The sequence below is a fragment of the Micromonospora inositola genome (genome assembly GCF_900090285.1).
GTDB classification, from domain to species: Bacteria; Actinomycetota; Actinomycetes; order Mycobacteriales; family Micromonosporaceae; genus Micromonospora; species Micromonospora inositola.
The window spans coordinates 2,020,416-2,043,182 of record NZ_LT607754.1; the positions used below are offsets into that span (position 1 = coordinate 2,020,416).

A 22,767-nucleotide genomic window follows, 5' to 3' on the forward strand; every position below is an offset into this window, starting at 1 on the left:
ACTCGTCATGGTGGTTCAGCCGAACGGTCAATTGAAAACGACCGGTCGGCGGTTGGGCTCGCCGTGGACGAGCCTTGACCGCCGACCGGTGGGGTGTTCCGCACGAGTGGGCGTCAGCCGCCGTTCCTCGCGCCGCCGCTCTCCTGGTTGGCCTTCACCCAGTCGGCCATGGTGTCCGCCGACATCGCCTGGTACATCGTGAGGGCCCGCTCCCGGTCGGAGACCACCACCGACTCGCCGTTGATCGTCTGGCTGCCCACGTTGGGGCTGGTGATGAAGGCCAGGTTCTCGCCGCGCAGGCTGCGGAACTGCATCGCCATGTCGACCAGCGAGAACCCCTGGTCGACGGTGACCGCGTCGGTCACCGACTTGAGGAAATTGTTCAGCTTCTTCGGGTTGGTCAAGGTGCCGGTGCTCGCGGCCTTGTCCATCAGCGCCTTGAGGAACTCCTGTTGGTGGCGCATCCGGGCGAAGTCCCCCTCGGGGAACTGCTTGCGCTGTCGGATCCAGTCCAGCGCCTCCGCGCCGTCCATGTGGTTCACGCCCTTGGTGAACGTCCGGTACGGCTTGTGGATCGAGGTGATGGTCCGCTCCACCGTCAGGTCCACCCCGCCGAGCGCATCGGTGACCTCCTTGAACCCGGCGAAGTCGATCGCCATGACGTGGTCGATGCGAACGTCGCTGAAGCACTCCACCGTCTTCACCGCGAGCGGCAGGCCACCGAACGCGAACGCCGCGTTGACCTTCGCGCGCTGGCCGGAGTCGCAGTCCGCGCCCGCGTTCTCCGGGATCCGCACGTACAGGTCGCGCGGGATGGAGACCAGGTAGGCCTGCTTGTGGTCGGCCGGGATGTGCATGACGATCAGCGTGTCCGCCCGCCACTTGCCGGCGCTCTCCAGCGGGGCGTCGGGGTCCCGGGAGTCGCTGCCGACCAGCAGGATGTTCAGCGCGCCGTCGACCGTCTTGGTGGGCCGGCCCCCGGTGATCTGCGAGAAGGGGTCGGTGCGGGCCAGGTCGTTGTTGAGGTTGCGGGCGTAGAACCAGGCGCCGAGGCCGCCGAGCAGCGCGAGCACCAGCACCGCGACGCCGGCCACCAGGCCGATCCGGCCCCAGCGCGGGCGCGGGCCGCGCCGTCCCGGCCCGCCGGCGCCGCCGCCTGGGCCGCCCGGGCCGGCTGGTCCGCCCGGCCCGCCGGGGCCGCCGGGGCGCGGCTCCTCGTCGTACGACGGGTACCACTGGGCCTCGGCGGCGCGGGCGCGCCCGGCGGTGCCCCGGCCGGAACCGGGGACCTGGGCGCGACCCGCGCTCCGAGACAGGTACGGGAGCGGGACGCCAACAGAGGTGGTCGCTGACATGTAACCGAGGGTAGGTCGGTTGAGCCAGTACCGCCGTCAGGTGCGCGCGGGTGTCAGCGCCCTTCCAGGTGAAGTCAGTACCCTAGCCGCTCGCGGAAGTAGTCGATCGTGCGTCCCAGGCCGTCTTCGGGCGCCACGGTGGGCTCGTATCCGAGCAGTTCCCGGGCGAGGGTGAGGTCCGGCCGGCGCATCTCCGGGTCGTCGGCGCTGCGGGTGATGTAGCTCACCTCGGAGCTGCTTCCGGAGAGTGACACGATCAGTTCGGCCAGCTGCCGCATCGACATCTCGTGCTCGGTGCCGCAGTTGATCGGGCCGGTCTCGGTGGAGTCGAGCAGCAGCAGGATGCCGCGCACCAGGTCATCGACGTAGCAGATCGAGCGGGTCTGGTTGCCGGTGCCGTGCACGGTGATCGGCTCGCCGCGCAGCGCCTGGGAGATGAAGGTCGGGATCGCCCGGCCGTCGTCCGGGCGCATCCGGGGGCCGTACGTGTTGAAGATCCGGACGATCGCCGTGTCGGTGCCCCGGCTGCGGTGGTACGCCATGGTGGCCGCCTCCGAGAAGCGCTTCGCCTCGTCGTAGACGCTGCGTACGCCGATCGGGTTGACGTTGCCCCAGTACGTCTCGCGCTGCGGGTGCTCCTTCGGGTCCCCGTACGCCTCGGAGGTGGAGGCCATCAGGAACCGGGCGCCGTCGGCGGTGGCCCGCTCCAGTAGGTGCAGGGTGGCCACCGAGCCGACTCGCAGGATCTCCACCGGCAGCTTCTCGAAGTCGGTGGGGCTGGCCGGGGAGGCCAGGTGCAGGATCGCGTCGAAGCGCTCGGCCAACGCCGGGTGGTCGGTCGGCAGCCCTTCGGAGATGTCCGCCTCGACGAGGGTGAAGGTCGGCTTCTCGAACAGGTGGGCGACGTTCTCCTTGGAACCCGTGACGAAGTTGTCCAGCACCACGACGGTGCAGCCGCGGACGATGAGGGCGTCGACCAGGTGGGACGGCACGAAGCCGGCGCCGCCGGTGACGAGGATTCGGTGTCCGGGTCCGAAGCGGGGCTCTACCTTCATGGCGGCAAGCCTACTCAGCGTGCCTTCGCGCGCGTACGGCATACGGCGAGGGGCCCCGCCGGCTCGGCGGGGCCCCTCGTTCCGTCGAGCGTCAGTGGGCGCCCGCACCGGTGAGGGCGCGCACCTCCAGCTCCGCGTACTTCTCCTCGTCGTGCTCCTTGGAGATCAGCGTGCCGATCCAGCCGCAGAGGAAGCCGAACGGGATCGAGATGAGGCCCGGGTTGGACAGCGGGAACCAGTGCCAGTCGTGCTTGGGGAACATGGCCGTCGGCGCCCCGGAGACCACCGGGGAGAAGAAGACCAGCACCACGGCGGCGAGCAGGCCTCCGTAGATCGCCCAGACCGCGCCCGAGGTGTTGAACCGCTTCCAGAACAGGCTGTAGAGGATCGCCGGCAGGTTGCCGGAGGCGGCGACCGCGAAGGCCAGCGCCACCAGGAATGCCACGTTCAGGCTCTGTGCGTAGATCGACAGCGCGATGGCGATCGCGCCGATGACCAGGGCGGAGACCCGTGCGACGGTGACCTCCTGCCGCTCGGAGGCCTCCCCACGCTTGATCACGTTGGCGTAGAAGTCGTGCGCCAGGCTCGACGAGGAGGCGAGGGTGAGCCCGGCGACCACCGCCAGGATGGTGGCGAAGGCGACCGCCGCGATGATCGCCAGCAGCGTCGCGCCGCCCAGGCTGCCGCCGAAGAAGTCCCTGCCGAGGGCCTCGGCGAGCTGTGGCGCGGCGGTGTTGCCGGCCTTGTCCTGCGCGGTGATCGCCGTGCCGCCGACCAGCGCCGCCGCGCCGAAGCCGAGGGCCAGGGTGAGCAGGTAGAAGGTGCCGATGATGCCGATCGCCCAGAGCACGCTCTTGCGGGCCGCCCGCGCGGTGGGGACGGTGTAGAAGCGGATCAGGATGTGCGGCAGCCCGGCGGTGCCGAGGACCAGCGCGATGCCGAGCGAGAGCAGGTCCATCTTGTTGTAGAAGGTCTGCGTCGCGTCGCCGGCCTTCTCCACGCCGTACCGCAGGCCCGGTTCGAGGAAGGCGTTGCCCTTGCCGGAAGCGGAGGCGGCGTCGCCGAGCAGCGACGACAGGTTGAACTTGTACTTCGCCAGCACCAGCAGGGTCATCACGACCGCGCCGGTCATCAGCAAAAACGCCTTGACGATCTGGACGTACGTGGTGCCCTTCATGCCACCCACGGTGACGTAGATGATCATCAGGGCGCCGACCATGATGATCGTCGCGACCTTGGCCGTGTCGGCGTCCATGCCGAGGAAGGTGGTGCCCGGCTTGATGCCGAGCAGGAGCGCGACCAGCGCGCCCGCGCCGACCATCTGGGCCAGCAGGTAGAAGATCGACACCGTGATGGTGGAGACCGCGGCGGCCGTTCGGACCGGCCGCTGGCGCATCCGGAACGCCAGCACGTCGGCCATCGTGTAGCGGCCGGAGTTGCGCAGCAGTTCGGCGACGAGCAGCAGCGCTACCAGCCAGGCGACGAGGAAGCCGATGGAGTAGAGGAAGCCGTCGTAGCCGTAGAGGGCGATGATGCCGGCGATGCCGAGGAAGGAGGCGGCCGACATGTAGTCGCCGCCGATCGCCATGCCGTTCTGGAAGCCGGAGAAGGAGCGACCGCCGGCGTAGAAGTCGGTCGCGGTCTTCGTCTGCCGGCTGGCCCAGACGGTGATGGCCAGCGTGATCGCCACGAAGATCAGGAAGAGCGTGATGGTGAGGTTCCGGGCGGTGGTGCTGCCCGCCTCAGCCGCGAGGACCGTGCTCATGGGTCACCTCCCCGATCTCGGTGCGGATCCGGTCGGCGACCGGGTCGATCCGCCGATCGGCGAACCGGGAGTAGAGCCAGGCGATCACGAACGTCGAGACGAACTGGAGCAGGCCGAAGACCAGAGCGACGTTGATGTTGCCGATGAGCTTCGCGCCCATGAAGCCCCGCGCGTACGCGGAGAGGATGACGTAGAGCGCGTACCACAGGAAGAACGCGACGGTCATCGGGAAGACGAAGCCGCGCAGCGCGCGCCGCAACCCGGCGAACTCGTCCGACCGCTGTACGGCCAGGTACCGCTCCGCGGCGGAGTCGGCCGGCGCGGACGCGGGTGTGTCCGTGGACATCTGTGGATCACCACCTTCACAGGCGTGGGGAGTTTCGCGCACGGTAAGGAGCGCGCTCCCCGCCGGGGAAGGCCGAGATCGGCGCCGGTCGTCGGCTGCGCCGAACGGTGGTCCGGCTGCGCCGAGTGACCCAGGTCACTCCGTTGACCGGTCGCCGCTCAGTCGGTCAGCTCGCGGTACCGGCCGCGGAAGTGCAGCAGCGGGGCGGTCTCCTCGGCCAGGTCGACCGCCTCGATGGTGGCCTCGACCAGCAGGCCCCAGCCGTACTCCCGGGCGGTGTCGAGCCGGCAGCCGGCCCACCCGCCGCCGTCGGCCGGGACCGGGCCCCACGAGGTCTCGGTCCACGAGCCGGTGGCGAAGAGGCCGCCGGGGGACGGGAAGAGGCCGGCGAACCGGTCGGCGAGCTGCCGGTGCGGCGGGCCCAGCGGGCAGACCGCGAAGCGACCCGCCTCCTCGGCGGCGGCCCACAGGTCCGACTCGGGGTCGATCAGCCCGAGCAGCCGGTCCGGCTCGCCCTCGGCGACCAGGGTGGACGAGACGGTCAGCCCGGCCGGCCCCGGCGCGGTCCAGAGGGTGACCGGGGCGGCGAGTCGCCCGCGCAGCCGGCGTACCGGTGACCGCTGCCCGGCCGGCACGGCGAACGGGTCGGTGTGGTGGATCTCGGCGCCCGGCTCATGATTCACGTGAAACATTGTGCCGCCCCGGGCCCGCGCCCACCGAGGAAGCGGTCGTGCAGGTCGGCGGGCGCCTCCGCACGGAGGCGGGTGTGTCGATGAGCGATATGCCTGAGCGTCATATTTATGCCTGTCCAGGTGTACCGACCCGAAGGATGTCCGCCGCCCGGGCGTGACACGCCAGGCCGGGCCGCCGTGTGCCCGGTCTATCGTGCCGGGCAACTCGGGCGGCACCCGCACGGTGACCACCGCTTCGACGACCGGCATCAGCGACGCGGGGTGACCGCGGCGAGCAGTTCCGGCTGGCGGCGGTCCAGCACGTCGCCGGCCAGGTACGAGCCGAGCAGCGCGGCGCCCAGCCCGTACGCCAGGCCGACCGGCAGGGCCAGCCAGAGCCACAGGTCGCCGAGCAGCGCCGCGGCCACCACCATCGGCACCGCCGCGGCCGCCGAGGCGACCATGGACAGCAGGGTGAGGAGGCTCTTCGCCATTCCGGCGCCGGTGTTCATCGCGAACGGGTTGCTCGTCTCGGGCAGCGCGTACGCGCCGAGGACCGAGATGAACGCGTTGATCGCCAGTCCGCTGCCGTACGCGGCGAGCAGCGCGCCGGCCATCACGCCCAGCCAGGCCGGGTGTCCGAGCAGCGTGGCGAGGACGACCGCGACCACGCCCAGGATCGGCACCACGTAGAGCGAGAACGCGGTCATCCGGGCCCGCAGCTCCAGCCGCCCCGGTACGCCCGCCACCACGTTCGCCGCGTACGCGTTGCCGTCGAAGCCGAACTGGTTGGCCAGGGTCACCGAGGCGAGCACCCCGACGAAGAGCATCGAGAGGCTGACCAGGACCGGCGAGGAGTCGGCGGTGGCCTGGCCGAACGCCTGCCCGCCGTCGGTGGCGAGCCGGGAGCCGCCCAGGTTGACCATCACCGGCACGAAGACGCCGACCACCGCGAGGGTGATCAGGTTGGCCCGCCGCCGGGCGTCCCGCCACCAGTAGCGGCACTCCCGAGCGACCAGCGCGCCGAAGCGGTCCCGCCGGGCCCAGTCGACGGCGCGCGGGAAGAGCTGGGCGACCGCCCCGGCGGCCGGGCCCTGCCGGTCCCGGGCCCGGCCGAACGGACCGCGCCGGTCGCGGGTCGGGCCGGCGCTGGCCGCGCCGACCATCGCCGACTCCAGCGACCGCGACCACCAGAGCAGCAGCGCGCCGATGGTCAGCGCGGTGATCAGCAGCTTGACCGGGCCGGCCCACACCCGCCCCTCGGCCACGTCGATGCCGGCCGTCCACGGCGCCCCGAACGGGGTCCAGCCGATCACCCGGGCCACCCCGGTCAGCCGGTCCCAGTCGGCCTGGCGGACCGCCGCCAGCACCGCGATCTGCACCGGCCCGAGCAGGGCGGCGACCACCGCCAGCAGCACGGCGGCCAGGTCGCGTACCCGGCGGGAGCGGAGCATGGTGGCGAAGGCGCTGGTCACCGCGCGGGCCGCCGCCACGCAGAGCAGCAGCCCGGCGGCCGCCCCGACGACCGCGACCAGGCCGGCCGACCAGCCGCCCAACGCGCCGGCGGTGACCACCAGCCCGGACACCGCCACCAGCGTCGCCAGCACCGGCACGCTGACCAGGGCGGCGGCGTACAGGCCGGTGACCAGGGTGCGGCGGCTCAGCGGCAGCAGCGCGAACCGGGCCGGGTCGAGCGTCTCGTCCACGCCGAAGAAGACCAGCGGCAGCAGCAGCCAGCCGAGCACCAACAGGCCCCCGCCGAAGGCGGCGGTCAGCAGCGCGTACCGGGGCTCGCCGGCCAGGCCGGGCGTCGCCAGCGCGAAGAAGCCGCCGGCGGCGAACCAGAGCCCGCCCAGCACGCCGACCACGAAGAGAGCGATCCGCCAGCCCTGGCCGCGGAAGTTGTTGCCGAGCACCCGCAGCTTGAGCCGGACGAAGTGCCCGGCGGAGATCCGCCGGGCCGGCCCAGCCGGCGCGGTCACCGGGACAGCCACGACAGCTCCTCCCCCGTCGCGGTCCGCCCGCCGACCACCTCGACGAAGGCCTCCTCCAGGGACCGGTCCCCGCGCACCTGGTCGAGCGTGCCGACCCGCTTGATGGTCCCGTCGGCGAGGATCGCCACGTGCGAGCAGATCCGCTCGACGACCTCCATCACGTGGCTGGAGAAGACCACCGTGCCGCCGCCGGTGACATACCGGTGCAGGATGTCGCGGATCAGCGCGGCCGACACCGGGTCGACCGCCTCGAACGGCTCGTCCAGCACCAGCAGCCGGGGGCCGTGCAGCAGCGCGCAGGCCAGGCCGATCTTCTTCTTCATGCCGGCCGAGTAGTCCACCACCAGGGTCCGGCCGGCGTCGATGAGCGCCAGCACGTCGAGCAGTTCCGCCGCCCGCTGCTCGACCATCGCCGGGTCCATGCCGCGCAGCAGACCGTGGTACGCCAGCAGCTCCGCCCCGCTGAGCCGGTCGAAGAGCCGTACGCCGTCCGGCAGCACGCCGAGCAGGCCCTTGGCGCGGACCGGGTCGGCCCAGACGTCGTACCCGAGCACCCGGGCCTGGCCGGCGTCGGGCCGTAGCAGGCCGACGGCCATGGACAGGGTCGTCGTCTTGCCCGCGCCGTTCGGGCCGAGCAGCCCGTAGAAGGAGCCGGCCGGAACGTCCAGGTCGACGCCGGCGACGGCCACCTTGGTGTCGAACCGCTTCGCCAGGCCGCGCAACGCGAGCGCGGGGTGCTCTTGGGTCATGTCCCGACGTTAGTCGGCCGCCGCCCGTGATCTCTCCCGCCACGGGACGACCTCGATCTCCTACCCCGGCAGGAGATCGACTGCGGCCCGGGTGTGTTCCTCGAACCGCTCCGCGAGCCAGTTCTGCTCGTCCACCCGTTACCTTTCCTCCCCGCCGTCGGTCAGCAGTGTGACGGACCGGAGCGGTCCGAGGTGATACCGCGAGTGGAGGAGCGACGCGTGACGTCAGGCATGAAGACCATCATCTACCCGGTCCGCGACCTGGAGCGGGCGAAGGCGCTGTACGGCCGGCTAATGGGCGTCGAGCCGGTCGTGGACGAGCCGTACTACGTCGGGTACGCCCTGGCCGGGCAGGACGTCGGCCTGGACCCGAACGGCTACGGCCAGGGGATGACCGGGCCGGTGGCGTACTGGCACGTGGACGACATCGAGGGGAGCCTGAAGGAGCTCCTCGACGCCGGGGCGGAGAAGGTGCAGACGGTCAAGGACGTCGGCGGCGGCAAGCTGGTCGCCTCCGTACGCGACGCGGACGGCAACATGGTCGGCCTGATCCAGGCGCCCTGACGGGGACCGGATCTCGTCGGGCGTCACCGCCCCCCGGCTCAGAGGCGCAGCGCTTCGGGGGTGTGCAGGCGCAGCATCGTCGCGCCGACGTCGGCGGGGAGCCGGCGGCGGGTGGCGAGGGACACCGCCACCATCACGGTGAACGCGAGCGGCACGGTCCACGCCGCCGGCTGGGTGGTCAGCGTGGCGGGCCAGCCGCTCAGCGGCGGACCGAGGACGGTGACCAGCACGGCGCCGATCGCCGCGCCGCCGCCGACCAGCACCCCGGCCGCCGCGCCCAGGTCGGTCAGCCCGCGCCACCAGATGCCCAGCACCAGCAGCGGGCAGAAGCTCGAGGCGGCCACCGCGAAGGCCAGCCCGACCACCTGGGAGACGTCCAGCCCGGAGACGTTCAGCGCGAGCACCGCCGGCACGCCACCGGCGATCACCGTGGCCAGCCGGAAGCCGCGTACCGAGCCGCGGCCGAGCACGTCCGTGGAGATCACCCCGGCGACGCTGGTGAGCAGCCCGGACGAGGTGGAGAGGAAGGCCGCGAACGCCCCGGCGGCGACCAGCGCGGCGAGCAGCCGCCCGGTCAGCCCGGCGCCGAGCGCCGCCCCGGGCAGCAGCACCACCACCGCGTCGGTCTGGCCGGTGACCAGCAGTTGCGGCGTGTAGATCCGGCCCAGCACGCCGTAAATCGTGGGCAGCAGGTAGAAGACGCCGACCAGGGCGAGCACCACCAGCGTGGTGCGGCGGGCCGCCCCGCCGTCCGGGTTGGTGTAGAAGCGCACCAGCACGTGCGGTAGCCCCATGGTGCCGAGGAAGGTGGCCAGGATCAGCGAGTACGTCCCGAACAGTCCCCGGTCGTCGTCCCCGGCGGTGTCCGGCAGCAGCCAGTCGGTCGCCCGGGTGGCCGTACCGGAGACCTCCGGCACCGGGTCGCCGGCCGCGAAGTCGAGGCGGTCGCCGGGGCGTACCTCCCGGACGTCGCCGTCGGGGAGGGTGAGGGTCGCGCGGTGCTCGACCACGACGGTGGTCGCGGTCCGGAACGCCGGCCCGTGGGGCGGGGTCACCGCCGGGCGGGCGTCGGCCTGCCACTGGAGCGCCAGGAAGATCGCCGGTACGGCCAGAGCGGTCAGCTTCAGCCAGTATTGAAAAGCCTGGACGAAGGTGATCGCCCGCATCCCGCCGAGCGCCACGTTCGCGGTCACCACCACCGCGACCAGCAGCGCCCCCACCGGGTACGGCGAGCCGGCCACCGTGGCCAGGGTCAGCCCTGCGCCCTGCAACTGCGGCACCAGGTAGAGCCAGCCGATGAAGATCACGAAGACGGTGGCCAGTTTCCGTAGCCGCCGGGAGCCCAGCCGCACCTCGCAGAAGTCCGGCAGGGTGAACGCCCCGGACCGCCGCAGCGGGGCCGCCACGAAGAGCAGCAGGGCCAGATAGCCGGCGGCGAAGCCGACCGGGTACCAGAGCACGTCGACGCCGTACTTGAGGATCAGCCCGGCCACGCCCAGGAAGCTCGCCGCCGAGAGGTACTCCCCGCCGATCGCGGCGGCGTTCCAGGGCGGGCTGATCGCCCGGGAGGCGACCAGGAAGTCGGAGGTGGTCCGGGCCAGCCGCAGCCCGTAGAAGCCGATCCCGACGGTGACCAGGGTGACCGCCACGATCGCCGGTACGACGAAGCTGTTGCCCACCTCAGCGCTCCGGCCGCTGGACCAGGTCGGTGAAGTCCTGCTCGTTCCGCTCGGCCAGCCGCACGTACGCCCACCCGACGCCGATGAGGAACGGGAACGAGGCCACCCCGAGCAGCAGCCACGGCAGGTTGACCCCGAGCACCGTGACCCGGCCGGCCGAGGGCGCGATGGCGAAGAGCCAGGGCAGCCCGCCGAGGGCGATCAGCACCACCAGGCTCAGCCGCAGCGCCAACGCGAGCTGGGCCCGGACCAGGCCTCGGACCAGCGCCTCGCCGACCCGGGTCTGCTCGGCCAGCTCGGCCCGGGTCCGCCCGGAGCGGTCGTCCTGGCGGGACACCTCGGCCAGCACGATCCTGGTCCGCCGGGGCGCTCCCGGGGCACGTGGGGCCGGCACCGGGACGGCCTCAACGGATCGTCCCGGGCCGTCGTGCTCCGCCGGACCGGTCATCCCCGGCAGTCTCGCCTGCTCAGCGGGAATGTCAAGGGTGCCCGGGAGGGGCTGTGGACAACCTGTGGAGAACGCCTCACTCCTGTGGACAACTCTGGGGACAGCACCGACCTCGTTGTGGACGACGGGGAGAAATGCCAGGGTGAGCCGGTAAAGAGGAGGTGTGACGGTGACCAGCCCTGCTCGGCTTCATTCCAGGCCGACCCGGACCGGGTGGGCGGTGGCGGAGCCGAGCCAGGTGTGCGGGTTGCCGTACCAGCACCAGCCCAGCTTCGGCGCGCCCTGGCTGATCCAGAGCGCCGGCACCCGCCGGTCGCCGCAGCGGGACCCGACCAGCGAGAAGCACCTGTTCGAGGCCAACGCGGCCGGGTGGAGGGTGATGAAGGCGAGGCCCTCGTCGATGGTGAGCGGCAGCCGGCCCTGGGCGGTCATCCCCTCCATGGCGGCGGCCGGCGTCAGGTTGCGGAACTCCTCGCCCCGGTCCACGTCGAAGAGCAGGTACGCCGGGCCGGCCGGCACCTCCAGCTCCTTGATCGGGTCGAACCTCGGCAGGTCGTCGGCGGGGAAGTTGCGGTCCAGGAAGCCGGGCTTGCGCTTCCCGGCGAGCGTGGTGAGCGCCAGCCGCGGCTCGACGGGCGCCAGCTCGCGGGTGACCACCAGCAGGAACGGCACCCGCGCCTCGGTGGGCGGGGTCAACCCCGCGGCGCGAGCGACGGCCGCCTCGCGCAGCGGCATGACCAGGTCGGTGAACTGCACGGCGGACATCCCGCGGAGCCCGGGATAGTCCTTGTCCAGCAGGGTGCCGACCTGGCGGTCGAACTCGGCGGCGACATCGAACGGGGATCCGGTCACGGACGACCTCCACTTGCTCGTACTGTCTACCGTACAGTGTACGCTAGGCTCGGGCATTCCCGTCCGGCTATTTCAGTGCCACCTCCCCGTTGGCTACCATGCGCCGGTGCTGCTCCTCCTCCTGGCCGCCGCCACCCTCGGCGGCGCCTGCTGGGGGTTGGTGCTGCCCGGGCTGGTCAACCGGTACGCCGTGGAGTGGCCGGACGGCAGCCCACGGCCGCCGTGGCGAGAAGGGTGCGCGCACTGCGGGGCCGCGCACGCCGGCTGGTGGCGGTCGTCCGGTGCCTGCGCTGGCTGCGGTCGTCGACCCAGTCCCGGTCCGTGGGTCACCGTCCCGTTCGCCGCCGGGGTCTGCGCCGCCGTCGCCGCCGCCGTCGGTGCGACTCCTATGCTTCCGGCATTCCTGCTGCTCGCCGCGATCGCGGTCCCGCTGGCGCTGGTCGACCTGAAGGTGCTTCGGCTGCCCGACCCGCTGGTCGGCACCGCCCTCGTCGGCGGGGTGGTGCTCCTGGTGGTCGCCTCGGTCGTCGAGCGGGACGCGGGCGCGCTGCTCCGCGCCGGTATCGCCGCGTTGGCCTGCGGAGTCGGATATGCGACATTGGCCCTCCTGCCCGGATCGCCGCTGGGATTCGGCGACGTCAAGCTGGGAGCGGTGCTCGGTCTCTACCTCGGTTGGCTGGGGTGGTTCGCTGTCGTGGCCGGCGTGCTGCTAGCCCCGCTGCTGAACCTTCCGCTGGTGATTGCCCTGGTCATCGCGGGTCGGGCCGGTCGCAAGACCGCGGTTCCGTACGGCCCCGCGATGCTCGTCGCGGCGATCGCCGCGACCGTCCTGGCCGTACTGCGATAGCCCGACCGGCCATGGTCGCCTCCGCCGTCCGCTGCCATCCAGTCTGGACTTTTCCGACGATCATCCGGTGACACCTCGGCCTGCGGCGTCATTGACGCATGTGCTTGCAGCGGGGAAAACTCGGCTCGTTCCTTGCCCGACGTCAACCGTACGGTCACAGACCGCGATCCCTCCCCTGGAGCGTTGTCCAATGAACGATGTCATTTCCCGGATCAAGTCCTGGTTCCAGCGCGACGACCGCGGCGCCAGCGCGGTCGAGTACGCCCTGATCGTCGCCCTCGTCGCGGGCGTCATCGGCGGCATCGTCTACGTGCTCGGCAGCCGCAGCGGCGACATGTTCCAGAGGGCCTGCAAGGAACTGACCACGGGCAGCACCACTGCCACGTGCGCCCCTCGGTAACGCGGATGCAGCCGGATGCCCGGCCGGCCGATCCGGCCGATCGGACCCCGGCGCTTCGCGCCGCCCACGGCGATCGGCTGGGCGACAGAGGGGCGGCGGCGGTCGAGATGGCGCTGGTGCTGCCGCTGTTGCTCGTGCTGGTCTTCGGGATCATCGACTTCGGACGGATGCTCAACAAGCAGATCGCCCTGACCGAGGCGGCCCGGGACGCAGCCCGGGTCGCCTCGTTCGGCGGCGACCCGTCCGCGCGCGCCACCCGCATCGCAGGCGACGACGTGAAGGTCAAGGTCGACGGCACCTGCGCCGACCCGGGACGGGACGCGCAGGTGACCGTCACCAACGACTTCAGCTTCGTGACACCGATCGGCCTGATCGGCGGCGGCTTTGACGGCAAGGTCACGCTCACCGGCAAGGGAGTCATGCCGTGCCAGTGATCCGTCGCCTGCGGGCCCGGCTCACCGCCGATGGCGGGGACCGCGGCGCGGTGGCGCTGACCGTCGGGCTGCTCCTCGGGTCCGGGGTGCTCCTCGGCATGGCCGCCCTGGTGGTCGACGTGGGCAACCTTTACGTCGAACGCGGTCAGCTGCAGAACGGGGCGGACGCCGCCGCCGCACGCGTGGGCCAGACCTGCGCCACGAGCCTCGCCGACTGCTCCGCGCCGGCAGTGACCGGGCTGCAGGACGTGGCCGACCGGTACGCCGACGAGAACGCGAACGACGGCGCCGCCGCCGCCACCGTCTGCGGCCGCGGCGGTGACCTTCCGGCATGTCCACCCTGGCAGGACCGGCTCACAGACTGTGTCGGACCGCCGCCGCAGTTCGGCGGCTACGTCGAGGTGCACACCAGCACCCTGGGTGACGACGGCTCCACGGTGCTCCCGCCGGTCTTCGCGCAGGCGGTGGTGGGCGGCTACCAGGGTGCGCAGGTGGGCGCCTGCTCCCGCGTGGCCTGGGGATCGCCGACGGGGGCGACCACTCTGGCGATGACCATCTCGGCCTGCGACTGGAACCGGTACACCGGAAACGGCAAGGCGTTCCCGTCGGCTGAGTGGTCCTTCCCCGTGTACGACGAGAAGACCTCCACCACCTGCGCCCCGGCGAGCGGTGGGGGCGGCGGCCCGGGTGGCTTCCGGTTCCTGGAGGACGCGGACGACGACTGCCTGGTCACCTCCTTGCTCGGCAAGGACCGAAAGGTCTACACCGGCGCGAGTTGGCCCGTGAACTGCAAGGGTCGGACGTTGGCCGACCTGGTCGCGGCGAAGCGGCCGGTACTGGTGCCCGTCTTCGGTGCGATCTCCGGCGGCGGCGGCAGCGCCGAGTACATCGTCTCCGGCTTCGCGGCGTTCGTGGTCACCGGCTGGCACCTGCCCGGCCTGGACGTTCCGTCGGCCGAGCGGTCCACCTGCGACGACGGCGAACAGGTATGCGTCTACGGCTACTTCACCCAGACGGTCGTGCCCGGCGGCGGCGCGATCGGCGGACCTGACCTGGGTGCGCGCGTCGTCGCCCCCATCGGCTGACATGAAACACAGGAGAAGGTAGGACCCCCACTCATGGCCCGACGCATCATCCCGGTGCTCATCTCCGTCGTCCTGGCGGCGGTGGGCACCGGCGCCGTCATGCTGTATCTGCGTTCGGCCGACGACCGTGCCCTGGCGGGGAAGCGGGCGCGCACGGTGCTGGTCGCGGACAAGCACATCCCGGCCGGCATGTCCGCGAAGGCGCTGCGGACCAAGGGGTACCTCCGCCAGGTGCGCATGCCGGTGGAGACGCTGCCCGAGGACGCGCTGGAGCAGGTGAGCGGCAACCTTGACGCGCTGGTCACCACCGCCCCGGTGCAGCGCGGCCAACTCCTGCTGCGCGCCATGCTCGGCACCGCGTTGACGAACGGCAGCGGACTGGCTATCCCCGACGGCCAGCTGGCGATCACGGCCCGGGTGAAGTCCACCGTGTTCGGCCCGGCCTCGCTGCGCGCCGGCGCCCGGGTGGCCATCTTCTACACGTACACCCCGGCTGACGAGCGGAAGCGGGACGTGGTGTCGGGGGCGGGCCTGGAGAAGGGCCGCGACATCAACAGCGTGACCCGGCTGCTGATGACCGACGTCGAGGTGATCTCGGTGGGGCCGGCGCCCGCGCAGGACGGCGCCGTCGCGGCAGGTGCGACCAGCGGCAGCGCCCAGGACGAACTGTCGGTCACCTTCGGGCTCAACCAGGTCGACGCGGAGCGGCTGGCCCACGCGGTCGCCCTCGGCGGCGAGCTCAACGTCGGCGTGCTGGGCGACTCCTCGAACGTCAAGCCCGACTCGGGCGTGGACAACCGCTCGCTGTTCGGGTCGCCGAGATGACCATCCTCTTCGAACCGCACCGGCAGTGGAACGCCCACCTGGCCTCGCTGCTGGGCACCGGGGTGCTCACCACCAGCCGGCTCGAGGACTTGGAGCGGCTCCTCGCCGACCAGCACCCCGATCCGCTGGTGCTCTTCGGCCCGAGTACCGACGCCGCGCTGGCGCTCGACTTCGCGGCCCGGCAGCGGCTCGTCCGCCCCGCCCTGGGCGTGCTCCTGCTGCGCGAGAAGCTGGACGTGGAGACCATGGGCCAGGCGCTGCGGGCCGGTGTGCGGGACGTGGTCGACGCGCACGACATCGCCGCCGTGCGGGCGGCCTGCACCCGATCGCTGGAGGTGTCCCACCACCTCCTCGGTGCCGGTACGGCGGCCCGGGCGGCCAACGAGGCCCGGGTCGTCACGGTCTTCTCGGCCAAGGGCGGGTGTGGCAAGTCGACGCTGGCCACCAACCTGGCGGTGGCGCTGGCCGAGGGCGGCCAGCGGCGGGTCTGCCTGGTCGATCTGGACCTCGCCTTCGGTGACGTCGGCATCATGCTGCAACTGGTGCCCGAACGGGGTATCGCCGACGCGGCGAATGCCCGCGAGCGGATCGACCCGACCCTGGTTCGCGCGCTGCTCACGTCGTACGCGCCGGGGGTCGACGTGCTGCTCGCGCCGGTCGGCCCGACGGAAGCGGAGCGGATCGGGCGGGAGCTGGTCACCCAGGTGCTCGCGGCCGTCCGCATGATCGCCGACTACGTCGTGGTGGACACACCGCCCGCGTTCACCGAGGCGGTGCTCGCTGCGCTCGACGTCTCCGACCTCCACGTGCTGGTGGCGACCCCGGACGTCCCCGCGCTGAAGAATCTGCGGGTCGCCATGGACATGCTCGATCTCCTCGAACTGCGCAAGGAGGCCCGGCTCGTGGTGCTCAACCGCAGCGACGCCCGGGTCGGGCTGACCGGGGCCGACGTCGAGCGGGTGCTCCAGGCGCCGATCGCGGTGCACATCCCGTCCAGCCGGGACGTGCCGGTGTCGATCAACCGGGGAGTGCCGATCATGGTGGAGAAGCCGGGCCATCCGGTCAGTCGGGCCATCCGCGAGCTGGCGCTGGAACGGATCGCCGACAAGGCTCCCCGCGCCGGACGCGGGCTGCGGGAATGGATCGGCCGGGCGGGCAGCCGATGAGCCTCGCCGACCGGCTGACCCAGCGCTACCCGGGTGGCGGCGACAGCGGCCGGACCTCCCGCATCTCCGGCCCGCTCACCGGCCCCACCGGCGGTGGGTCGACCGCCTCCCTGCGCCTGCGGATCCATCGCGAGCTCCTCGAGATCCTCGGCCCCCAGCTGTACGACAACCGCACCCCGGACGCCGTGCTGGAGAAGAAGGTCCGGGACACGATCAGCGAGGTGCTGGCCCGCAGCGACTCGCCGCTGGCTGTCGCCGACCCGGCGCGGATCTCGGCCGAGCTGATCGACGAGATCCTCGGCCATGGCCCGGTGGAGCCGCTGCTGCGCGACCCGGACGTCACCGAGATCATGGTGAACGGTCCGGACCAGATCTTCGCGGAACGCTTCGGGCGCATTCACCAGGTCGACGCGTCGTTCGTTGACGAGCACCACCTGCGGCGGGTCATCGACCGCATCGTCTCCCGGGTCGGCCGGCGGGTCGACGAGTCGAGCCCCATGGTGGACGCCCGGCTGCCCGACGGAAGCCGGGTGAACGTCGTCCTGCCGCCGGTGGCGCTCGACGGTTCGATGCTGACCATCCGCAAGTTCGCCCGCGAGGCGCTCACCGCGGACGACCTGATCGGCTTCGGCACCGTCACCCCGGAGGTCGCGCAGTTCCTGTACGCCTGCGTGCGCGGCCGGCTCGACATCGTGATCAGCGGCGGCACCGGCTCCGGCAAGACCACCACACTCAACGTGCTCTCCAGCTTCCTGCCGCCCGAGGAGCGGATCGTCACCATCGAGGACGCGGCGGAGCTCCAGTTGCGCCAGAACCACGTCCTGCGCCTGGAGTCGAGGCCGCCGAACATCGAGGGGCGGGGCGAGATCACCGTTCGGGACCTGGTCCGCAACGCGCTGCGCATGCGCCCGGACCGGATCGTCATCGGCGAGGTCCGCGACGGCGCCGCGCTGGACCTGCTCCAGGCGATGAACACCGGGCACAACGGGTCGCTGACCACGGTGCACGCCAACAGCCCCCGCGATTCCGTCGCCCGGCTGGAGACCATGTCGCTGATGGCCGGGCTGGAGCTGCCGGTACGCGCGATCCGGGAGCAGATCGCCTCCGCGGTGGACCTCGTGGTGCACCAGAGCCGGTTGCGGGACGGCAGCCGGCGGATCACCCAGGTGACCGAGGTGCTCGGCATGGAGGGCGAGGTGGTGACCATGCAGGACCTGTTCGTCTTCGACCATCGGGCGGGGCACGACGAGAACGGCCGGCACCTCGGCGCGTTGCGCTCGACCGGGCTGCGCCCGCGCCTGCTCGACACCCTCGCCGATGCCGGGATCGCGGTGCCCGTCGGCCTGTTCGACGGCCGGCCGTGGTGACCCGCCGCGTCGGGTTCGCCGTGCTGGCCGCCCTGGGTTTTCTGCTCGGCACCGCCGCCCCGGCCCTGGCGGACCAGAAGCTGGACGTGACGGTCGCCGACGTGACGCCGGGCCAGGTGCAACTCGTCGCCGACGTGTTCGGCGCTTCCGTCGCCCGGACCCCGCCGGTGACTGTCGCTCAGGACGGCCGGCAGCTGCCGTCGAGCGTGCAGGGGGCCGAGCCGTCGCCGGCGCCGGGGCGTACGGTCGTCGTGGTGCTCGACACGAGCGTGGCCATGGCCGGCGCTCGCCTGCCGGCGGCGCGGGAGGGTGTGCTCGCCTTCGCCGAGCGGCTCCCCGCGGACGTGGCGGTCGGTGTGGTGACGGCGGCCGAAAAGCCCGCGGTGCTGGTCCGCCCGACCCGGGACCGCAGCGCGCTGCGGGCGGCGCTGTCCGACCTGCGCGCCACGGGGAACGCCGCCGTCTACGCCGGGCTGCGGCTGGCGGCCGGGGCGGCGAAGGAGGCTCCGGACCGACGACTGCTGGTCGTGACGGCCGGCCGGACCACCACCGGCGACCCCCCGGATGCGGTGGTCCGGGACCTCAGCGCGGCCGGGAACCGGGTGGATCTGGTGCCCGTCCAGGTCCCTGCCGGAGGGCTGACGGAGCTGCGTCAGCTTGTCACCGCCACCGGGGGCACCGTCCGGCCGGCGGCGCGGGCCGAGGCGGTGGGCGGAGCCCTGCGCGCGTTCGCCGAGACCTTTCCGCTCCGCCTCAGCATCACCGTGAACGTGCCACCGGAGCTGGCCGGCACGGCGGGAAACCTGACGGTGGCCGTCGGTACGGGCGCGGGGGTGGCCCGCACCTCGGTGCCGGTCCAGTTCGCGTCCTCCGCGCCGTCGCCGGCCACAGCCGACCGGGTGCTCCCCGCTCTGCCGGTGGTCCGGCCGGGGCTGATCGCCGTGCTGGTGTTCGGGGTGCTGCTGGTCTCGACGCTGCTCGTCGTCGCTGGCCCGATGGGATCGGCCCGGGAGCGCCGGCTCCGGCAGGTGGAGCGGTTCCGGTTGCCCACCTCCGGTGCGCGCGCCGGAGGTGGGCAGGTGCGGCCACGGCCGGGGGGCGGCCCCGCCAGCACGGTGCTGGCCCTCTCCGACCGAATGGCGAGAGCCCGCGGTGGCGAGGAGCGGGTCGCCAAGGATCTGGAGCGCGCCGGCATGACCCTCCGCCCGCGGGAGTGGACGGCGGCGCGCGCGGGCGCGACGGTGGCCGGCGCCCTCCTGCTCGGGCTGCTCGGCGGAGTGCTCGCAGCGCTGCTCGGGGCGGCGCTGGGCTGGCTGGCCGCCGGACTCTACCGCCGGGTGCGCGGGGCGCGGCGCCGCCAGGCCTTCGCCGATCTGCTGCCGGACACGCTTCAGCTGGTGGTCGGCTCGTTGCGGTCCGGCTTCTCGTTGGCCCAGGCGATCGACGCGGTCGTCCAGGATTCGCCACCGGGTCCGCTGACCGTGGAACTCGGTCGGGCCATGGCCGAGGTCCGCCTCGGATCCAACCTGGACGACGCGTTGGAGCGGGTGGCGCAGCGGGTGGAGAACGACGACCTCGCGTGGGCGGTGATGGCGATCCGCATCCAGCGCGACACGGGCGGCAACCTGGCCGAGGTCCTCGAGACCACGGTGGAGACGCTGCGCGAGCGCGACCGGCTGCGCCGCCACGTGCGGGCGCTCTCCGCCGAGGGGCGACTGTCGGCGTACGTGCTCATCGCGCTGCCCATCGTGATGGCGGTCTGGATGCTGCTGACCCGCCGCGACTACCTCAGCCCGCTGTGGACCACACCGGTCGGGCTGATCATGCTGGTCGGCGCCCTGGTCCTGATGGTGGTCGGCATCTTCTGGATGGCCCGCTGGATCAAGGTCGAGGTGTAAGGGCATGGACTCGCTGTTGTTGCTGACCGGCCTGGGCGCACTGTTCCTGGCCCTCGTGGCTGCCGTGGTCGCGGTGACCGGCGGGAGCCGCCGGCGTGCGGTCGCCCGCACCCTGCAGGCGGCCGACCAGGGCTACCGCCTGCTCCCGTCAGCCCCACAGGCCGGCGGCCAGCCGCACGGGGCGCTCGTCGACCAGGCGCGGTCGGTCGGTCGCCGGTTGACGCCCGTCGGCGCGTCCGAGGGCCTCGGCCGCCGGTTGGACCAGGCGGGCAATCCGTCCTGGCTGGGCACCGACGCGGTGCTCGCGTACAAGGGTGTGCTGCTCTTCGTCGGCGCCGCCGTGGGACTGCTCCTGGCGGTTGTCCTCGCCGGCCCGGTCGGCGCGGCGGTCTGGGTGGTGGCCGGCGGCGCCGCTGGATTCTTCGCGCCGGACCTGCTCGTGCTGCACCTGGCGCAGGAACGGCAGCAGGAGATCCGCCGGACCCTGCCCGACATCATGGACACCCTGGTGGTGACGGTCGAGGCGGGTCTGGGGTTCGAGGCCGCCCTGGCGCAGGTGGTCCGGAACGGCCGGGGGCCGATGGTCGGCGAGTTCGCCCGGGTGCTGCACGAGATGCAGATCGGCCGCCCCCGAGTGGACGCGCTGCGCGAGATGGCCGCTCGGACCAGTGTCAACGAGCTGAAGGCGTTCGCCTCGGCGGCCGTGCAGGCGACGACGCTGGGTGTCCCGATGGCCAAGGTGCTGCGGCAGCAGGCCGCCGAGATGCGCCTACGCCGGCGCCAGCGGGCCGAGGAACTCGCGCAGAAGGTGCCGGTGAAGATCCTCTTCCCGATGATCTTCTGTCTCTTCCCCGCGCTGTTCGTCGTCGTGATCGGGCCGGGCGTGATCAGGCTGTTGGACGTCTTCGGCAACTGACCACCCGCCGGTCCGGTGGCGATCGGTGGCGGGGTTCACCGTGCGGCGGGACGCGACCGGGTCGACAATTGCCACGGCGAGGCTCGGACCGACCCGGGCCATGCCGGGAATCATCCACTTCCGGCCGCGCTGACCTGCGGGGGAACGGATTTCCGACAGATCGACGCCGGCGCGGAGAGGGCAGACTGGGACCGTGCGCGGCGAGGAGATCCTGGGGTACCGCTACCGGCTGGTCAACCAGATCGGCAAGGGCGGCATGGGCGTCGTCTGGCGTGCCTTCGACGAGGTCCTGGACCGGCAGGTGGCGGTGAAGGTGCTCGCCCCCCGGTTCGCCCAGGACGCGGACTCCCGCCAGCGGGTGCTGGCCGAGGCCCGGGCCGCCGCCAGGCTGACCCACCCGCACATCGCCGCCGTCTACGACTACGGCGAGTCGATGACGGACGCCGGCAGCCGGGTGCCGTTCGTGGTCATGGAACTCCTGCAGGGTCGCTCGCTGCACGAGCGGCTCAAGCGCGGTCCGCTGCCCGTCGAGTCGGCGCTGCGTGGCTGCGCCGAGATCGCGTCGGCGCTCGCGTCCGCGCACGCGCACGGGGTGGTGCACCGCGACGTGAAGCCGGGCAACGTGATGCTCACCCCGGCCGGCGCCAAGGTGGTCGACTTCGGCCTGGCGGCGGTGGTCGGCCAGCGCGACCAGGACCGGGAGGGGGACGAACTGCGCGGCACCCCGGAGTACGTGGCGCCGGAGCGGATCTTCGGCGACGCCACCGTCCCGGCCACCGACGTCTACGCGCTCGGGGTGATCCTCTACCGGTTGCTGGCCGGTCGGTTGCCGTGGACGGCGAATTCGAACGCCGAGATGCTGGAGGCGCACGCCTTCCTCGAACCCGCCCCGCTGCCCCGGGTGCCCGGCCTGCCGCCGATCGTCCGTGACCTGGTGCGCCGCAGCCTGCTCAAGGAGCCGACCCAGCGTCCGGACAGCCACGAGGCCGCCGTCACCCTGGCGTACGCGGCCGGCGTCCAGGTTCCGCTGGACCGCCCGGCCGAGGACGATCTGAGCGAGCTGGCCGGGTCGGAACCCTCGGCGGGGGAGGCGGAGAGCGGCAGCCTGGCCGGATCGGACCGGGGCCGGATCGCTCTGTGGCCCGATCCGCTGTCCCTGCTGCCCGCCACCGGCCCCGCCGGTGAACCGTACGTGGCGCGGCTCGCCCGGCACCTCGACGGCGCGCTCGATCACGTCGCGCTTCGGCAGCAGGCCAGCGTGCTGCTGCGCGGCGTGGTCGGGTTCGACCTGGCGATCTGGGCCGTGCTCGATCCGAGCACGTTGATGTGGGCGTCCTGCGTGGTGGACGGCGGCCCGCACGACGAGCAGTTCGAGCGCGAGCTGTTCGCCAACGAGTACGGCCAGGAGGACGTCCTGCGGATCGTCGACCTGGCGGAGGGCCCCCGGGTGGGCACCCTCGGCGCCAGCACCCAGGGAGACCCCTCGGCCAGTTGGCGCTTCCGCAACCTGCTCCAGCCGCGCGGTCTCGGCGACGAACTGCGTCTGACCTGCTACGACGGCGAGGGGACCTGGGGGACGCTGCTGCTCTACCGGGCCGGCGGCCGCTTCACCGACGCGGACATCGCGCAGCTCGCGCCCGCGAGCCGGCCGCTCGGTGTGGCACTGCACCGCAGCCTCGTCCGCGGAGACCCGCCCGCGGAGCCCCCGCCGCCGGCGGAGATCGCTCCAGACCCGCCAGAGGAGCCGTCGGCCTCCCGGTGGCTCGGCCTACCCGGACCGCGCAGGGGACGCGGCCAGCCGCCCGTCCGGCCGACGCCCGTGCCCGCGCTGCCGCCCCGCCAGCCGCCGCTGGCGGGCTCGTTGACCCTCTCGCCCGACGGCCGGCTCTTCGACATGACCGACGACGCCCGGCACCTGCTGAACACGACCGAGCTGGCCAAGGTGGGTGCGGCCGTCAACAGGGGACGGGCGTCGGGCGTGCTCGACCCGTCGGGCGTCCACCACGACGGCCGGTGGCTCGCCTTCCACGCGGTGCCGCGGGAGACGGCGGTGGCGGTCACGGTGCAGCGCATCCGGCCGCACCAGGTGAGCGACTTCGTCATCCGGGCGCTGGGGCTGGAACCCTGGCAGGGGCGGCTGCTCGGCGCCGTCGCAAGGGGGCGCAACACCCGCCAGATAGCCCAGGACCTGGGCATCTCCGCGTACGCCGTGCAGGACGGCATGATGTCGCTGTTCACGGCGTTCGGGGTCGCCGGCCGGGTCGAGCTGGTGAAGGCGCTCTTCTTCGACCACTACGTGCCCTTGCACGCGGCCGACGCCCGGGTGCCGGCGGTGGCCTGACCGACTCGCC

At 72.5% G+C, this 22,767-nt stretch carries 20 protein-coding genes and 1 pseudogene; 11 read left to right on the top strand and 10 right to left on the bottom strand.

Annotated elements, in window-relative coordinates:
• Positions 1–113: 113 nt before the first annotated feature.
• The 7 genes and pseudogenes from GA0070613_RS09645 to GA0070613_RS09675 all read right to left on the bottom strand — a co-directional run bounded on the left by GA0070613_RS09645 (position 114) and on the right by GA0070613_RS09675 (position 7,935).
• Positions 114–1,355 (bottom strand): LCP family protein, encoded by a 1,242-nt coding sequence (locus GA0070613_RS09645; protein ID WP_089011978.1) that lies wholly within the window; start codon positions 1,353–1,355, stop codon positions 114–116.
• Positions 1,356–1,429: 74 nt separating this feature from the next.
• Positions 1,430–2,410, bottom strand: coding sequence for an NAD-dependent epimerase/dehydratase family protein (locus tag GA0070613_RS09650; protein ID WP_089011979.1), 981 nt, complete (start codon positions 2,408–2,410; stop codon positions 1,430–1,432).
• 91 nt (positions 2,411–2,501) lie between these two features.
• The gene (locus GA0070613_RS09655; protein WP_089011980.1) at positions 2,502–4,175 is read right to left on the bottom strand and encodes a solute symporter family protein; all 1,674 of its coding nucleotides are present in this window, start codon (positions 4,173–4,175) and stop codon (positions 2,502–2,504) included.
• A complete protein-coding gene (locus GA0070613_RS09660; RefSeq protein WP_089011981.1) occupies positions 4,153–4,521 on the bottom strand; it encodes a DUF485 domain-containing protein in 369 nt (122 codons plus the stop codon). Before GA0070613_RS09660 ends, GA0070613_RS09655 begins: the two co-directional genes overlap by 23 nt.
• A gap of 158 nt (positions 4,522–4,679) precedes the next feature.
• A pseudogene (locus GA0070613_RS09665) lies at positions 4,680–5,317 on the bottom strand (flavin reductase family protein).
• A 144-nt stretch (positions 5,318–5,461) separates the two neighbouring features.
• Positions 5,462–7,186 carry an ABC transporter permease gene (locus tag GA0070613_RS09670; protein WP_089011982.1) on the bottom strand — a complete coding sequence of 575 codons (1,725 nt, stop codon included), beginning with the start codon at positions 7,184–7,186 and terminating at the stop codon, positions 5,462–5,464.
• Positions 7,171–7,935, bottom strand: coding sequence for an ABC transporter ATP-binding protein (locus tag GA0070613_RS09675; protein ID WP_089011983.1), 765 nt, complete (start codon positions 7,933–7,935; stop codon positions 7,171–7,173). The genes GA0070613_RS09670 and GA0070613_RS09675 overlap by 16 nt, the downstream gene beginning before the upstream one ends.
• 219 nt (positions 7,936–8,154) lie before the next feature.
• On the opposite strand from GA0070613_RS09675, the gene GA0070613_RS09680 reads away from it, so the two are divergent.
• The gene (locus GA0070613_RS09680) at positions 8,155–8,499 is read left to right on the top strand and encodes a VOC family protein (RefSeq protein WP_089011984.1); all 345 of its coding nucleotides are present in this window, start codon (positions 8,155–8,157) and stop codon (positions 8,497–8,499) included.
• 38 nt (positions 8,500–8,537) lie between these two features.
• Here GA0070613_RS09680 and GA0070613_RS09685 read toward each other — a convergent pair whose 3' ends face one another.
• The 3 genes from GA0070613_RS09685 to GA0070613_RS09695 form a co-directional block, all read right to left on the bottom strand.
• Positions 8,538–10,178, bottom strand: a complete 1,641-nt coding sequence (locus GA0070613_RS09685) for a sodium/solute symporter (protein WP_089011985.1) — start codon at positions 10,176–10,178, stop codon at positions 8,538–8,540.
• A 1-nt stretch (position 10,179) separates the two neighbouring features.
• On the bottom strand, positions 10,180–10,626 hold the full coding sequence (locus tag GA0070613_RS09690) for a DUF485 domain-containing protein (RefSeq protein ID WP_231929727.1): 447 nt from the start codon (positions 10,624–10,626) through the stop codon (positions 10,180–10,182).
• Positions 10,627–10,815: 189 nt separating this feature from the next.
• The gene (locus GA0070613_RS09695) at positions 10,816–11,478 is read right to left on the bottom strand and encodes a DUF5701 family protein (RefSeq protein ID WP_089011986.1); all 663 of its coding nucleotides are present in this window, start codon (positions 11,476–11,478) and stop codon (positions 10,816–10,818) included.
• A 106-nt stretch (positions 11,479–11,584) separates the two neighbouring features.
• Between GA0070613_RS09695 and GA0070613_RS09700 the strand changes: the two genes are divergently transcribed.
• From GA0070613_RS09700 to GA0070613_RS09745, 10 genes are all read left to right on the top strand, one after another.
• On the top strand, positions 11,585–12,325 hold the full coding sequence (locus GA0070613_RS09700; RefSeq protein WP_231929728.1) for an A24 family peptidase: 741 nt from the start codon (positions 11,585–11,587) through the stop codon (positions 12,323–12,325).
• A gap of 190 nt (positions 12,326–12,515) precedes the next feature.
• The gene (locus tag GA0070613_RS32935) at positions 12,516–12,725 is read left to right on the top strand and encodes a Flp family type IVb pilin (RefSeq protein ID WP_089011987.1); all 210 of its coding nucleotides are present in this window, start codon (positions 12,516–12,518) and stop codon (positions 12,723–12,725) included.
• A 5-nt stretch (positions 12,726–12,730) separates the two neighbouring features.
• Positions 12,731–13,159 (top strand): TadE/TadG family type IV pilus assembly protein, encoded by a 429-nt coding sequence (locus GA0070613_RS09710; protein WP_089011988.1) that lies wholly within the window; start codon positions 12,731–12,733, stop codon positions 13,157–13,159.
• The gene (locus GA0070613_RS09715; RefSeq protein WP_157746310.1) at positions 13,150–14,244 is read left to right on the top strand and encodes a pilus assembly protein TadG-related protein; all 1,095 of its coding nucleotides are present in this window, start codon (positions 13,150–13,152) and stop codon (positions 14,242–14,244) included. Before GA0070613_RS09710 ends, GA0070613_RS09715 begins: the two co-directional genes overlap by 10 nt.
• A 33-nt stretch (positions 14,245–14,277) precedes the next feature.
• The gene (locus GA0070613_RS09720; RefSeq protein ID WP_089011989.1) at positions 14,278–15,069 is read left to right on the top strand and encodes an RcpC/CpaB family pilus assembly protein; all 792 of its coding nucleotides are present in this window, start codon (positions 14,278–14,280) and stop codon (positions 15,067–15,069) included.
• Positions 15,066–16,235 carry an AAA family ATPase gene (locus GA0070613_RS09725; RefSeq protein ID WP_089011990.1) on the top strand — a complete coding sequence of 390 codons (1,170 nt, stop codon included), beginning with the start codon at positions 15,066–15,068 and terminating at the stop codon, positions 16,233–16,235. Before GA0070613_RS09720 ends, GA0070613_RS09725 begins: the two co-directional genes overlap by 4 nt.
• Positions 16,208–17,602 (top strand): CpaF family protein, encoded by a 1,395-nt coding sequence (locus tag GA0070613_RS09730; RefSeq protein WP_089011991.1) that lies wholly within the window; start codon positions 16,208–16,210, stop codon positions 17,600–17,602. Before GA0070613_RS09725 ends, GA0070613_RS09730 begins: the two co-directional genes overlap by 28 nt.
• Entirely contained in the window at positions 17,599–19,500 is a 1,902-nt protein-coding gene (locus GA0070613_RS09735) for a type II secretion system F family protein (RefSeq protein WP_157746311.1), read from the top strand. The genes GA0070613_RS09730 and GA0070613_RS09735 overlap by 4 nt, the downstream gene beginning before the upstream one ends.
• Before the next feature lie 4 nt (positions 19,501–19,504).
• The gene (locus GA0070613_RS09740; protein ID WP_089011993.1) at positions 19,505–20,416 is read left to right on the top strand and encodes a type II secretion system F family protein; all 912 of its coding nucleotides are present in this window, start codon (positions 19,505–19,507) and stop codon (positions 20,414–20,416) included.
• Between the two features lie 193 nt (positions 20,417–20,609).
• A complete protein-coding gene (locus tag GA0070613_RS09745) occupies positions 20,610–22,757 on the top strand; it encodes a protein kinase domain-containing protein (RefSeq protein WP_089011994.1) in 2,148 nt (715 codons plus the stop codon).
• Positions 22,758–22,767 lie beyond the last annotated feature (10 nt).

Coding starts and splice junctions, on each gene's coding strand:
- GA0070613_RS09725 (WP_089011990.1), top strand. CDS start 15,066: ATGACCATCCTCTTCGAACCGCACCGGCAGTGGAACGCCCACCTGGCC.
- GA0070613_RS09675 (WP_089011983.1), bottom strand. CDS start 7,935: ATGACCCAAGAGCACCCCGCGCTCGCGTTGCGCGGCCTGGCGAAGCGG.
- GA0070613_RS09660 (WP_089011981.1), bottom strand. CDS start 4,521: ATGTCCACGGACACACCCGCGTCCGCGCCGGCCGACTCCGCCGCGGAG.
- GA0070613_RS09655 (WP_089011980.1), bottom strand. CDS start 4,175: ATGAGCACGGTCCTCGCGGCTGAGGCGGGCAGCACCACCGCCCGGAAC.
- GA0070613_RS09720 (WP_089011989.1), top strand. CDS start 14,278: ATGGCCCGACGCATCATCCCGGTGCTCATCTCCGTCGTCCTGGCGGCG.
- GA0070613_RS09650 (WP_089011979.1), bottom strand. CDS start 2,410: ATGAAGGTAGAGCCCCGCTTCGGACCCGGACACCGAATCCTCGTCACC.
- GA0070613_RS32935 (WP_089011987.1), top strand. CDS start 12,516: ATGAACGATGTCATTTCCCGGATCAAGTCCTGGTTCCAGCGCGACGAC.
- GA0070613_RS09710 (WP_089011988.1), top strand. CDS start 12,731: ATGCAGCCGGATGCCCGGCCGGCCGATCCGGCCGATCGGACCCCGGCG.
- GA0070613_RS09690 (WP_231929727.1), bottom strand. CDS start 10,626: ATGACCGGTCCGGCGGAGCACGACGGCCCGGGACGATCCGTTGAGGCC.
- GA0070613_RS09740 (WP_089011993.1), top strand. CDS start 19,505: ATGGACTCGCTGTTGTTGCTGACCGGCCTGGGCGCACTGTTCCTGGCC.
- GA0070613_RS09730 (WP_089011991.1), top strand. CDS start 16,208: ATGGATCGGCCGGGCGGGCAGCCGATGAGCCTCGCCGACCGGCTGACC.
- GA0070613_RS09645 (WP_089011978.1), bottom strand. CDS start 1,355: ATGTCAGCGACCACCTCTGTTGGCGTCCCGCTCCCGTACCTGTCTCGG.